This is a genomic window from Caballeronia sp. Lep1P3, assembly GCF_022879595.1.
Taxonomy (GTDB): Bacteria; Pseudomonadota; Gammaproteobacteria; order Burkholderiales; family Burkholderiaceae; genus Caballeronia.
In genome coordinates, this window is sequence record NZ_CP084269.1 from 97,576 (window position 1) to 109,600 (window position 12,025).

13 protein-coding genes are annotated in these 12,025 nt (G+C 61.4%); 3 read left to right on the top strand and 10 right to left on the bottom strand.

Annotation, left to right across the window (positions count from 1 at the left end; all coding sequences use genetic code 11):
* The first annotated feature begins 5 nt into the window (after positions 1-5).
* Positions 6-449: a hypothetical protein gene (locus LDZ27_RS26980; RefSeq protein ID WP_244818602.1), complete on the top strand. Its 444-nt coding sequence runs from the start codon at positions 6-8 to the stop codon at positions 447-449.
* 39 nt (positions 450-488) lie between these two features.
* Here LDZ27_RS26980 and LDZ27_RS26985 read toward each other — a convergent pair whose 3' ends face one another.
* Together LDZ27_RS26985 and LDZ27_RS26990 are read right to left on the bottom strand one after the other, a co-directional pair.
* Positions 489-704 carry a hypothetical protein gene (locus LDZ27_RS26985; protein WP_244818603.1) on the bottom strand — a complete coding sequence of 72 codons (216 nt, stop codon included), beginning with the start codon at positions 702-704 and terminating at the stop codon, positions 489-491.
* Positions 694-999, bottom strand: coding sequence for a hypothetical protein (locus tag LDZ27_RS26990; RefSeq protein WP_244818604.1), 306 nt, complete (start codon positions 997-999; stop codon positions 694-696). The genes LDZ27_RS26985 and LDZ27_RS26990 overlap by 11 nt, the downstream gene beginning before the upstream one ends.
* Positions 1,000-1,274: 275 nt before the next feature.
* Here LDZ27_RS26990 and LDZ27_RS28910 point away from each other — a divergent pair, with 275 nt between their 5' ends.
* Together LDZ27_RS28910 and LDZ27_RS28915 are read left to right on the top strand one after the other, a co-directional pair.
* On the top strand, positions 1,275-1,679 hold the full coding sequence (locus tag LDZ27_RS28910; protein WP_255751476.1) for an MASE4 domain-containing protein: 405 nt from the start codon (positions 1,275-1,277) through the stop codon (positions 1,677-1,679).
* Complete coding sequence (locus tag LDZ27_RS28915) at positions 1,634-2,692, top strand: sensor domain-containing diguanylate cyclase (RefSeq protein WP_255751477.1); 1,059 nt, start codon at positions 1,634-1,636, stop codon at positions 2,690-2,692. Before LDZ27_RS28910 ends, LDZ27_RS28915 begins: the two co-directional genes overlap by 46 nt.
* On the opposite strand, the gene LDZ27_RS27005 is transcribed toward LDZ27_RS28915, so the two are convergent.
* The 8 genes from LDZ27_RS27005 to LDZ27_RS27040 all read right to left on the bottom strand — a co-directional run bounded on the left by LDZ27_RS27005 (position 2,689) and on the right by LDZ27_RS27040 (position 11,994).
* On the bottom strand, positions 2,689-2,964 hold the full coding sequence (locus tag LDZ27_RS27005; RefSeq protein WP_244818605.1) for a hypothetical protein: 276 nt from the start codon (positions 2,962-2,964) through the stop codon (positions 2,689-2,691). The two genes, LDZ27_RS28915 and LDZ27_RS27005, sit on opposite strands and share 4 nt — an antisense overlap.
* Positions 2,965-3,417: 453 nt before the next feature.
* The gene (locus LDZ27_RS27010; protein WP_244818606.1) at positions 3,418-5,322 is read right to left on the bottom strand and encodes an ATP-binding protein; all 1,905 of its coding nucleotides are present in this window, start codon (positions 5,320-5,322) and stop codon (positions 3,418-3,420) included.
* Between the two features lie 144 nt (positions 5,323-5,466).
* Positions 5,467-7,275, bottom strand: a complete 1,809-nt coding sequence (locus tag LDZ27_RS27015; RefSeq protein WP_370653508.1) for a phosphoadenosine phosphosulfate reductase family protein — start codon at positions 7,273-7,275, stop codon at positions 5,467-5,469.
* A gap of 74 nt (positions 7,276-7,349) precedes the next feature.
* A complete protein-coding gene (locus LDZ27_RS27020; protein WP_244818607.1) occupies positions 7,350-8,165 on the bottom strand; it encodes a hypothetical protein in 816 nt (271 codons plus the stop codon).
* Entirely contained in the window at positions 8,162-8,347 is a 186-nt protein-coding gene (locus tag LDZ27_RS27025; protein WP_244818608.1) for a hypothetical protein, read from the bottom strand. Before LDZ27_RS27025 ends, LDZ27_RS27020 begins: the two co-directional genes overlap by 4 nt.
* 91 nt (positions 8,348-8,438) lie before the next feature.
* A complete protein-coding gene (locus LDZ27_RS27030) occupies positions 8,439-8,684 on the bottom strand; it encodes a hypothetical protein (protein ID WP_244818609.1) in 246 nt (81 codons plus the stop codon).
* A 452-nt stretch (positions 8,685-9,136) separates the two neighbouring features.
* Entirely contained in the window at positions 9,137-11,458 is a 2,322-nt protein-coding gene (locus tag LDZ27_RS27035; protein ID WP_244818610.1) for an SMC family ATPase, read from the bottom strand.
* Positions 11,446-11,994: a hypothetical protein gene (locus LDZ27_RS27040; protein ID WP_244818611.1), complete on the bottom strand. Its 549-nt coding sequence runs from the start codon at positions 11,992-11,994 to the stop codon at positions 11,446-11,448. The genes LDZ27_RS27035 and LDZ27_RS27040 overlap by 13 nt, the downstream gene beginning before the upstream one ends.
* Positions 11,995-12,025: the final 31 nt, after the last annotated feature.

The following is a 12,025-nucleotide window of genomic DNA, read 5'->3' on the forward strand; positions in this document are numbered from 1 at the left end:
TTCTTATGCGTGACATCGTGTTATTCGATTTGGATGGGACGATCGGCCTCATCCAGCACCGCGAGCATTTCATTCAGGGCAAACGGCGAAATTGGCGCGCATTCTTCGCTGCGTGCGGGGACGACCTTCCCAATACGCCGGTGATAGAGACACTGCACGCCCACGCGGCCCGTCGTCAAATCTGGATTGCGTCGGGCCGCAGCGACGAAGTGCGCGCCGAAACGGAAGCTTGGCTCGACTTGCATGTCGGAATGCAGCATATCGAGAAGATTCTTATGCGACGCGCAGGAGACAGGCAGGCGGACGACCGTCTAAAACGGGGATGGCTGCTGGACGGATCCATCCCGCGGGAGCGGATACTCTGCGTCTACGACGACCGGCAGCGCGTCGTTGATATGTGGCGTTCCGAAGGGCTCGCCTGCTTCCAGGTTGCACCCGGTGACTTTTAGTGTCGCAAACCAGCCGCCCGCGTAGCCGACGAGCGCTCTTCAGAAGTTCTCGTCGAGCCAGGCTTTTGCCCACGTGATCGCCCGCTCGTGTGCAGCTCGCTCAGTATCGAAGTAGCCAATGTCCGAGAAATGGAAGATCTGGCCGTCGTCCTCGTCTTCCCAGGGCGGGCGCTCCACCTCGCACCAAGAATGCCAATGGTGGCCGATTTGCTTCGGGCGGGAATCAATCGTCCATTCTCGGTGCTCAACCTTCATTTCTGCGGCGTCCTCCGGTAATGCGGTTTTGTGGCCAAAGCGCGTCGCGGTCGTACGAGTAGACGCTGTTGTTAAGCGCGTCGTAATCGTCGCTGCGAGCGGCCACGATGGCGCGCAGCATCTTGATAACGGCGTCGACCGCACGCAGGTTTTGGACGATGACACGGGCGGTGCGCAGCGACACAACATGAACTGTCGCAAGCACCGAATCGCCATCGATTCGAAACCGGAAGCGATGCAGCTCGAGCGGGGAGTCCCGAGGCGGCGGGCCCTGAGAAATAATTGTCGCTTTCATGGCTTTCTTCGATATGCCGGCCGTCTGCGACAATTCGAGCAAGATCCGAACCACAAAACTGTGACAGGGTTCGGTCCGCGCTACGTGTTGTTTAACGCTCGATTCAAGAGCTGGCCTGTCAAGCCGTAAACACCCGCAAGCGGTTTGCTTTTGTGTCGCGCCGGCGTGCCCAGCCGCAGCTACATACGGCCTAGGCGGCAGTTCATTCGCCTAGTCGCAGTGCCTTTCGCCATCGCCGCACAGCGGCACCCGTCGCCTATCACATACCCTCGCCGATGCAACCTTCGCTGATCCACCTGCAATCCAGTCCGCGCCACCGCCTCACCGCCGGTATCGCAGCAACGTTCGCGATCGTCGCCGCAGTTCTCGTGTGGCCCTATGCAAAGGAAACGGGGCCGATCATCCAGCCCTTCCTGCCAATGTTTGCGACGTGGGTGAGCTTGACCGAGGGACTGACGGCGCTCCTGCTCTGGACGCAGTACGGCATCTCCGGACGGCTGCTGTTTGCGGCGCTCAGCGGCGCGTACGCGTTCACCAGCGTCATCGCCGTGATCCAGTTGGTGGTCTTTCCGGGGGTGTTTTTTCGCCTACCGGCCTGCTCGGCGCTGGGCCCCAGACAGCGGTGTGGATTTGGGTGTTCTGGCACGGCGGCTTTCCCGCTCTTGTCACCGCGTCCCTGATCGCCCGCTCGGTTCCTCCGAGCCTGACTGGTCGTGCGAAAGGAAGGCTAGCCGCCGTTGGCGCGGTCGCGTTGGCAGTTGCCTTGTGTGCGCTGGCCACTGCCGGTCAGTCGTACCTTCCCACGTTCGTCGCGAAATCCGGTTCGTATGCGCAGCTATCACAGAGCCCTGCGGGACTGATCGTCGAGGCGATTTGCCTTGCGGCGCTCGGCATGCACGTTTCCACGACACGCTTGCGTTCGTTGATGGACCTGTGGCTGGCTGTGGCGCTTCTCGGTGCGCTCATTGACGCGACGCTCACCCTGTCGGCGGGCGCCCGATACAGCGTTGGCTGGTACGCCGCGCGTGTGGCCTCCATTGTGTCGTCAAGCGCGGTACTCGGGATGTTGGTCTACGAAACGACGGGTCTGTACCGGCAACTGTCCCAGACGCACCGAAAGCTGGTCGAGACCTCGGCACGTGATGGTTTGACAGGCGTCTTCAACCGCGCGTATTTCGACGAACGCTTCGCCGGTGAGCTTTCGCTTGCTAGCTCGACGAGCCAGCCGTTTTGCGTGCTGCTTATCGATGTCGACCACTTCAAACAATACAACGACACGTTCGGGCATCTGGCCGGCGACGACTGCCTCAAACAAGTGGCGCACGCCCTCGCAAGCAGCTTGCAACGGAAGGGCGATTTCGTTGCGCGCTACGGCGGCGAAGAATTCGTCGTTGTTCTGCCCGGCTGCGAACCGGCGGCAGCACTGCGCGTCGGGGAGTCGGTGAGGGCGGCAGTCGAGAACCTCGGGATTCCGTCAGCATCGACAGGCGGAGCACCCGTCACCGTATCGGTCGGTCTTGCCTGCACTTTCCCTACCCCGCCTGAGTCGGCGCCCGCGCTGCTGAACCTCGCAGACGCCGCCTTGTACCAAGCGAAGGCGCGCGGCCGCAACCGCGTAGTCGATGCGGTTGACGTTGTTCAACGCGCGATCGCCTCGAAGACCGACAGCAACCGGTATAGCTTCGGTCGCTAAACAGCCTTTGCCCGGTGCGCGAACTGACGCAACTCTATCCGGACTGGCCAGTCTGGAAGCGGCGGGTCACGGTGGTCGACGTCTGCCATTCCGCAGGCAAGCGCGTATTGCCTAGCGGATAACGCGCACGCGAATTGTCCGAGCGCACCACTGGCTCGTTGTTCGCCGTCGGGCGTGCCGATGATCACCATCGCGGTGTAAAACTCCCCGTCGCCGAATGCAATCGGCGACAGGGTGCAGCCTTTGTAGCGCACTTCGTACTCAGCTTCCATACTGCTTCTCTCTCAGGTCTAGTGTTATATGAACTAGATATTAGACAAAAGCAGCGGTAAGTAATACGTTTATTTGAGCACGCTAAGTAACTTCTTCATACACAACCGCTAGCGTGTCGACGGTCGTCGCTGGATCCTGCGTCATCTGTTATTTCCGGTGGCTCTTTGGCGGGCGGAAGTTGAGCGGCTATATACGCCAGCTTGGCCCAAGCGAATGCGTCCGAGCCGACTTTTGCCGGATCGCAGCCTGAATATGCGCAAAAGTGTTCGAAGTTATCGAGCGCAGTGTGACCGTACTGATCAGGCTCCAGTCGCCGCACGTTCAGTATGTCCGCTAGCATCTGTTGCGGGTTTCCGTAGCACATTCGAGCCTCCGGTCGTCTCAAGTGCTCGAAAAACGAGCAAGGTGCAGTCCACAGGACAGGTGCGTGCGCCGCAGACTTGTGCCTCCAATTAAACAGCTGCGACCGCGCTCTCGATTGCGCGATTGAGCTGACCAACGTCGACGGGCTTCGTGAAGTGGAAATCGAAACCGGCGTCCGCTGTCCTCTCCCGGTCGTGAGGCTGCCCCCAGCCGGTGATCGCGATCATCGTGACGTCCTTCGTCGCAGGCGTTAATCGAATACGCCGCGCGACATCGAGTCCACTCATGCCGGGCAACCCAAGATCGAGCAGGACCACTTCGGGGCTGTAGTGACTGAGGATGTCGACGGCTTCCTCACCGGAATAGACCGTGCGTACTTCGTGTCCCTCTAGCTCGAGGAGCGCTGTTAGCGCGTCGGCCGCATCGACGTTGTCATCAACGACCAGAACTCGACGTTTTTCGACGGATGCTGCAACGGCCGGTACATCGCGCGTTGACACCGGCTGGGGCACCACCCTGCATTGCGCCGGGAGATGAATGGAAAAGCAACTCCCTCGATCTTTTCCAGCGCTTGACGCGGTCAATCGGCCCCCATGCAACTCGATCAGCGACTTCGACAGCGCGAGTCCGATACCGAGCCCGCCCTCGCGGTGATGATCCGGGTTCACCTGCGAGAACATCGAGAAGATCGCCGACAGCTTGTCGGGTTCGACGCCGATGCCGTTGTCAGCGACTGAGACTACGATCTCAGCGTCGTCCGCAGTCCCGGCCAACTCGATGCGCCCGCCGGGTGGCGTGTACTTCGCGGCGTTCGTCAGCAGGTTGCCGAGTACCTGCGCGAGCCGCAGACGGTCCGCCTCGATATGCAATGGCCGGGCGGGCGGCTTGATGACAAGCTCGTGGGCCTTGCCTTCGAAGATCGGCCTCGCGATCTCAACCGCTTCATCGACCACTTCTCGGAGCGCAACGGCTTCTTTGCGCAGTGTCAGCGCTCCGCGGGTGATCCGCGACACGTCCAGTAGGTCGTCCAGTAGAAGCGCCATCGCAGCCGACTGCCGGCGCAGCACTGTGATGCACCACTTCCTGCGCTCGTCCGTCAGTCCGGGTTGCTCCAGGATCTCCGCGACCTGCCTGATCGGCGCGAGCGGGTTGCGCAGCTCGTGCGCAAGCGTAGCGAGGAACTCGTCCTTGCGACGGTCGGCGTCTGAAAGCGCCTGCTCGGCGCGCACGCGGGGCGTGATGTCACCGAACCACGCCACGACCGCCCCTTCCAGCGACGCAGCCACGACGTGAAACCACTGCTCGCCATGCTCGCCTTGCACCCGTACGTCAAAGGCATCGCGACCCTCCTGTTCGGCAAGTGGCGCCAGGCGCTCAAGCAGAAGGTCGGCGTCCCAGCCCGAGGGGCGTACATAGGAAGTCGAGCTGCCCACGACGACCCCTGCGGCGGGGCTGAATAACTGCGCGGCCGCCTCGTTCAGGTAGTCCCAACGCAGCTCTGTGACGTGGCCTTCTCGCACGACCGGGGTGACGACGAAAAACGGCACGCCGGCACTGTTCAATGCGACGTCAAACCGATGACGGGCGTCGCGCTCAAATTGCAAAAGGCGCTCCGCCGCTTCCCGTGTAGCCGCTTCAGCTCGTCCCGCCCGCCGAGCCACCTTGGCCAGTTGCTGTCCTGCCACCACCAAAAGAACGCCGACGACCACATACACCAGCAGCACGATCCGGTCGTCCGGCTGCTGTACAGCCAAACTGCCAATCGGCTTCATCCATAGCACCCCGAACACAAACCCGGAAACTAGCAACAAAGCTCCCGACGCTTCGCCAAATAGTACGGTGATTAGGGGAAGCGAAGCACTGATTAGTAGGAAGGTCAGCCGACCATGGGCAATCCATGTCAGCAACTGCTGGGCTAATAGGACGCCTGCCGTGGACGCAATGCCATATAACAGGCGCTTTCTCAATGGGAACTGTGCGATGCGAACGATCATGTGCAGGGACTCCATTGTTCCGGACGGCTTTCTTCTGCATTATGCATTCCTCGTACTTATGGGAATGCGAATCAGTTCGTTACCGCGGACGAATAAAGTCCCGGGGTTGTTGGCCCCGGGACGTATTCGAGCTTACTTTCGCGGCTAGGCCGCTTCAGCAAAAAGGCTTAACTGCGTTGGGTCGAATCCCAACAGCGCGTCATGTGCGTCGTCGCCAATCGCGTTCCCGATCAGATGGGCATCCAGCTCGGCCGGCGTCAGATTCAGACGCTGAGCGAGTCGTGAGAAGTACTGCCCCCGCTTGGCCATATCCTGATACCGCTGGGCCATGCCGGTCGGCAACTTCACGATGCCCTCGTTCAGCCAGAAATGCGCTGAATCGATGGCGTGGCGATGCTGCGTGTGCAGCATGAAGGCCGTGTCGTACGTGCAGGTGACGAACAAACACGCTGCTTGCGCATCGACGCTGAACTGCGAGGTCTCCTCGAAATACACCGTCTGCTCACCGCCTGTCGTCCTCGCATACCGCCCTGGCCGACCGGGATGCCGGTACGGATTCCACTGCTCGGCATCGAATGAGCGCAGCCCGACCGACGGTGCTTCCCGGTCGTACTGCCCGACCGGATACCAGCCGTGCAGGATGATGTCGGTCTTCGGCAAGCCGTCGAGCTTTCGAACCGGATAGCGACGGCCGAGCACGTTCACATCGTGCCAAACCGCAAGCGCCGGGAACGCGTGCGGCGCATAGTGATGCATCGACAGGAAGAAGTCGATGGCCACCAACTGCTGCGGCGTCACGAACTCGAACTGCGGCTCGCACAGCAGCCGATTTTCTTCGGTGTCGGGAATCGATCCAGTCGCCAGTGCCCCCGAGTGCGCTTCGGCACGGTCGCGTTCGGCCGCGTCGATACTGCAGAGCTTTTTGAGAAAGTCGACTCGCGTCGCGAAGCTGTAGGTGTCTGCCTGGATGCGCGTGTAGCCGGCATCGCTCAGCGAACGTCCCACCAACTCCCGGCGCGACATGTCCCACTGGATCGCAAGCAGATAATTGCGAAAGTCGTTCAGCGGACGAAGATGCCCGTACTGTTCATCCTCGATGATGGCCTCGAGTGACTTGTCGCGGTCACCCGCGACGCAACAGAATGCACACCCGAACCTGCTACCGCAAGCTGCACGCGCACCCGATTCGCCCACAACGACACCGCACATTCCTCCATTGCCAGCGCGGTAGATCTCCGACAGGCGGTGGATCGTGCTAGGTGCCAATGGCGAAAGAAACGTCAGGTTCCGAGCATCGGCCAGCAGCGCGAGCATCGTCCAAACATCATCGGACGTCCAGTCGCTGAGGGGAGAGATCGTAAGCGCCCCTGTTCTGCTTCTAACCGCATGATCGGCGCTATCGCGTCTCTCAGCCATTGCGACCGCACGGGAGGTGCTCTCGTCCCTGCGCAGCCCCAACACCGTTAAAACTTCGCGAGCACCGTCATCCGCCGCCCGTCGTTCAAGCAGTGTTCGAAGCCGACCTCCCGGCCGTACCTTCCATTCGTCGGCGCACGCTCTCGTTCGTCTACCGTCACGCACGCCATTCTCAGGCGTACGTACCAAGGTGCCGCGTCCGATCGTCGAGACGACAAACTGACTTGCTAACGAAGGTGTCGTCACGTGAACCTGTACGGCCAACGCCGACGCTTCGATATACAACTGCAGCTCCTCCAGCACTGAGTGCAGGAAGTTCGCGATCGTTGGGTTTTCGATGGTCGTGTCGGCCGACTGCACATGGTGTGTGATCGTCGTGCCGCCCGAACGGCGAATCGCCTCAAGCATCAACACCAGCGTACACGTGCTGTCCTTGCCGCCCGAATAGGCGCAGCTCAAGCTATGCCCAAGTTCGATGTATCGCTGCATGACGCTGATCGCAGCTTCCATCTTCGAGAAAATTTCCTGTTCCATCATGCTCGCTCCGAAAAAAATAGGAGCGACCCTTTCGGGATGCGCTCCCGAAAGGGTTCAAAGGGTCAATGGCTGAATCAAATCAAAAGGTCAGCCGTCGCACGTTGCGCCTCTTCCAGACCGTCGTGCGCTGCGGCAAACATGTCTGCTTGCCGTGTTGCTCTATCCAGCCGAGGAAGCGTCTTTGCATACCGGCTCACGCTAGTACCGTCGAAGCTATCCGCACCGGCGGCCGCGCAGATGCGGATGCGCCGCGCCGAGTTCACGCGACCGACGTGCAAGTAGCAGTGACGCCGTCGCGCGAGGGACCCCCACACGTGCGCCGTCTGCTCTTTCCACTCTGTCGAACCGCCAATGAAGATGCCGACAGCAGGCGACAGAAGTGATGCGAGGTCATCGACCTGCATACCGTTCTGAACTGCGATCAGCATCCGGCACGGCATCCCGCGAAGTCGTTCCAGCCACTTCAACGAGTAGTCGAGCGAGGCCATGCCGCCCATGACGATGTCCGGAAGGACAAGCCAATCGGCCCGCTCGCGAAGCCGTTCGACAGCAACAGAAAACGCGTGCTCGTCGAAGGGCAGGCCCTGCTGGTAAGCGGTCCATGCGCCGTTATCCAACGCATAGCGATCGAAGCCCTCGGTACGCAACTCGCCCTTAGCCGAGACCAACAAGCGCCAGTCGGCACCCTTGAGTGCGGCCAGGTTGCGGCGGGTACCCGTGCGACTCGCGTAACCGACGAGCGGCTGCCGATGCATGGCGATCCGCTCTTCAATTTCCGGGTCATCGTCAGCAGATCCATCGACTCCATAGTAGTCAGCGTACGCCATCAGGGCTTGTGCGTAGCCGGTCCTCTGGCCACTGGCGTATTGCTCCAGCCACGGCGGCGTCATTGACGCACCCCGCTTTGGGGTTGCACTCTGCCGCCGATGATCAGGAAGACCTTCGTATCGACGTCGCGGACCCACGGTCGAACTTCGCCCACGTGCGTCGCGGTTCCGGCAATGTAGCCAATCGCCGCTTCGAGGTTGGGAAACCGCTCGGGCGATGCACCCAGCTTGGCTGCTTCAAACATAAAGACACTCCACACAAAGAATGCGGAGCGACCCCAGCGGGTCGCCTGCCCGCAAGGGTTGAGAAAAAAAATTAAACGGCGTTTTTGCCGCTTACTCGATCAGCTTGACGCGTTGCCACCAGCGACCGCCCGAAGGCAGGTCCCTGACGAAAGCGAAGTTCTCCGCTTCATCGCGCGTGAGCTCGATCACGCCGCCCTTCAATATCGCCGTCTGGAGATAGACGACATTCGCGAGGGCGAGCGCGCCATGCTGTTCGGCGATGGCGGTCAGTGTTTCGACGGCATCCAGCAGTTCCGCATGGAACTGCTTCGCGTCAGCGGCGAGGCGCAGCGACACGTCCGCGTCGCTAATCGCCCCCAACACCGCATCACACTGAGCTTGCGGTTCGTCAGGCCCGTACTGCTCGGGCTTGATCCAGCTTCGGAATCACCATGTCGTTGAGTACGTCGTCGACGAAATCAGTGCAGGAATAGGCCATGGAAGGCTCCAGTCAAGAAGTGGAAGACAAAAAGCCGGTGTCAGATGCGACGCAGACGGCCGTTATCAAACGCAGATGCGCGACGCAGGTACGGCGGGCGCGGCGGCTGCGATTGAGCAGTAGCCGGTGCAGCTTCCTGCGCAGGCGGCTGGTGCGGCGCCGCTTTCGAATGGGACGGGCTGCCGGCTGCCGCGAGCAGCAGCATGAGAACGTTTGCCATAGAGATAGCGCCGGAAGGCGCGAGACAGGAGTCAGAAAGACGAGAAGCGCCCCTTGTGGGGGCGACTCCCCACAAGGGTTAATAGAAAGATCAGGCGGCAAGCGCCTGTACGTCGATGACTGCGTCGGCCTCTGCCACAAGGTCGGGCGTCTGTGAGATGAAGAACTCCCGTTGATACCCGCCTTGGCGCAGCACTTCGCGTTTCATGCGCATGAACTGCACTTTGCGCTCGGGATCGAGCGGGCCGTCTGACTCGTCGCTGAACAAGGTCCGATACGGCTGACCGGTGTTCTGCGCGAGATAGAGCGCGATGCCCCGCGTGAGGCACTCGTTGATCCAGACCTTCTGACCGCCGGACATGACGGAGACCGACTTGCTGCTGTCGGACTCGGCGTCGTGAACCAAAATCTCGAAGCCCTCACGCAGTTCGCCGCTTGCGAGCGTGCGCTGCGTGCGGATCTCCACCGTGAAGCGCATGCCGTAGCACGCGAGCAATAGCTCGTTGACGGTGTGCGTCAGCGCTGGACCCGCGTCATCGATGGTCAACGCGATCACCCCGTCGTTGCCCAAGCCCTTAGCCAGCAGCTTCCATTGCGCGATCTCGTCGGAGAGGCGATCGGCACGCATCTGCGTGGCCGAGAACTTCTCCAACTCCAACGCCAACGCTTCCGCTTCGGCCTGCAAGACACTCTGCGCGCGGATCGATTGCTCGATTCGACCATCCAGTGCCGCGACGGTCTCCCGGTTCGCTGCAATGTCGCGGCCCAGCTTCGCAACGGCGGCTGTCACATCGACGGCGGCCAGTCGCCCGACCTCCTCGGTAATGCGAGCAAGCTCCGCTTCAATACGCGTCTTCTCAGACTGGTACTTGGCGGTACGTGCGGCACTTTCCTCGGCGATCGAACGCAACTCAGCTTGCGCGGCTTCAAGTCCCGATACGGCGGCCTCCAGCAATGGCTTAGTGGCGGCAAGCTCTGCCGCCGCCTGCAAGGCACGGCGCAATTGCGCCGCCGCATCGGTGATGGCGAGCATCTCGACACGCTTCGCCGCCAACTCAGCCGGCACAAGCGCCAAGGCTTCGGCATGCGCTTTTTTCTCGCGATACTCCGCGCGAAGATTCGCCACCGAAACACGCTGCACTTCCGCTTGCTCTTTCGCCTGGAACGCTTGCGCGAGCAGCGGACATTGCGCATGCATCGAATGACCGACGCACGGCACTTGGTCCGCAACAGCCGCCTGCTTGCTCAGCGTCTCGAAGTGCGCGGCTTTCGTCGTGCCCTGGTTCATCAAGCTGGTGAGCGTCGCATCGAGCGTCGTCAACGTCGCGCGTTTGACCTCCAACTCGGCAATGTCGCGCTGCAAAGGAGCAAACCTCGCTTCCTCCCGCGCAATCGCCAATTCGGCTTCCTCGCGTTTCGCCGCCGCACCGAGGATCGCCTCACGGCGAGCCAGCGTTGCTTGGTGCGTGGTCACTGTTCTACTCAGCACGGAAACGCGCTGCTGACAGCGAACCGCCGCTGCCTGCTCGTCGTCGGCCGCGCTTCTCAGGGCACGCCCCAACTCGTCGCGGCGCACGCCCAGCTCTCGAAGGCGCGCCTCGGTCGTGGCCGATTCACTCTGCTTGGCCGCAAGGGTCGCGCGCTCTTGAGTCAGCTTGCTCGCATGCTCAAGCGCGGCATCGCGTTGCTCCCGAGCGGCACGCAGGGTGTTGCCCTGCGCGACGATCGACCGCTCAGCGTCGGCTTTACGTTGCCGCTTTCCTGCAAGCGCGCCAAGCTCAGACTGGATGCCTTCTAGCGACTTGCCGAGCACCTTCGCGACCTCACCGGCTTTCGCCGACAATGCCTTCAGGTGGTCGATGCCAAGGAGTTCGGCCAGCAGCGTCTTGATTTCGCCCGCACCGTAGGACGCGAGCGGCCGCCGGTTTTGAGCCGAGAACACGCTCGTGAAGAACGTCTCCAACGAACCGTTGATCGCTTCGACACAGCGGTTATACGACTCCGCCTTGCCGTCCGACACCGTTCCGTCAGGCAGCGACACCGGACGCCACGTACCGTCGACGCCGCGATAAGCAAGGTAATACTCCGCCTTGCCTGTCTTGCCGGGCTTGCGGAACGCGAAGGACGAGCGATAGCGGATGCCGTCGTGCTCCCACTCGAGTTCCTTCAGCGCACTGGTGCCCCCGATGTGATCCCAGTACGAAAAGGCGTCGACCGACAGCTTCGAGGCACGCGACGGCATGATCGGATACGGATGTAAGTTGTCCATGATCGTGGTCTTGCCCGCCCCGTTAGGGCCGGTCAAGGCGATTAGGCCATCCGGCAACGCTTCCAGATCGAGCGTCACGCTCTCGCGCTTCATGCCATCGCGCACACCAACGAAGCCTTCCAGTGTCAGTTTCAGAGGCCGCATGACAGGTCCTCCGACACAGTCATCGAAGCCGACATAGCGGCCATCTGCGAGTAGAACGCGTCGTCATCCTCGTTGGGAAACGGCTCGTTCATCACGACAGACGGCACAGACTGCACCGCTGCTTTGGGCGCGTGGAGCGTTCCGTCTAGTGCGGCCGCCACGTTGCCGCAGACTCTGCCGAACTCGCGACGCGCGTTCGTCAGAAGCTCGGACCAACCGCTATAGCCGGTCAGGCTACGGATCTCGGCAGCAGACCACTGACTTGCATAGCCTTCCTGGTAGGACCAGAGAAGGTGCTGCATTTCGACCGTGGGCGTGACTGCAACTTCGCACGCGCCGGGCGTCGTGGCGATCAGCAACAGCGTCTGACCGAACTGCGCCAGCACTGCGCCGCGGTACTGGCCGAACGGCTGATGCTGGATTGCAGCGGTAAAGCCTGCCAAATCGACCAACGACTTTTGAAGATCACGCGATGAGCAGTCGCCCACCGCGAACGTGCGGACCCAGGTCGGGCCAGCGGGATAGAGACCAAACATGATGCACTCCGTTATGGTGGGCGGAGTGCGG

What these genes read in the sequence shown, in the direction of transcription:
- LDZ27_RS27040 (WP_244818611.1), bottom strand. Translation starts at nt 11,994, where the DNA reads ATGTTTGGTCTCTATCCCGCTGGCCCGACCTGGGTCCGCACGTTCGCG.
- LDZ27_RS27035 (WP_244818610.1), bottom strand. Translation starts at nt 11,458, where the DNA reads ATGCGGCCTCTGAAACTGACACTGGAAGGCTTCGTTGGTGTGCGCGAT.
- LDZ27_RS27015 (WP_370653508.1), bottom strand. Translation starts at nt 7,275, where the DNA reads ATGATGGAACAGGAAATTTTCTCGAAGATGGAAGCTGCGATCAGCGTC.
- LDZ27_RS27020 (WP_244818607.1), bottom strand. Translation starts at nt 8,165, where the DNA reads ATGACGCCGCCGTGGCTGGAGCAATACGCCAGTGGCCAGAGGACCGGC.
- LDZ27_RS28910 (WP_255751476.1), top strand. Translation starts at nt 1,275, where the DNA reads ATGCAACCTTCGCTGATCCACCTGCAATCCAGTCCGCGCCACCGCCTC.
- LDZ27_RS26990 (WP_244818604.1), bottom strand. Translation starts at nt 999, where the DNA reads ATGAAAGCGACAATTATTTCTCAGGGCCCGCCGCCTCGGGACTCCCCG.
- LDZ27_RS26980 (WP_244818602.1), top strand. Translation starts at nt 6, where the DNA reads ATGCGTGACATCGTGTTATTCGATTTGGATGGGACGATCGGCCTCATC.
- LDZ27_RS27025 (WP_244818608.1), bottom strand. Translation starts at nt 8,347, where the DNA reads ATGTTTGAAGCAGCCAAGCTGGGTGCATCGCCCGAGCGGTTTCCCAAC.
- LDZ27_RS27005 (WP_244818605.1), bottom strand. Translation starts at nt 2,964, where the DNA reads ATGGAAGCTGAGTACGAAGTGCGCTACAAAGGCTGCACCCTGTCGCCG.
- LDZ27_RS26985 (WP_244818603.1), bottom strand. Translation starts at nt 704, where the DNA reads ATGAAGGTTGAGCACCGAGAATGGACGATTGATTCCCGCCCGAAGCAA.
- LDZ27_RS27010 (WP_244818606.1), bottom strand. Translation starts at nt 5,322, where the DNA reads ATGATCGTTCGCATCGCACAGTTCCCATTGAGAAAGCGCCTGTTATAT.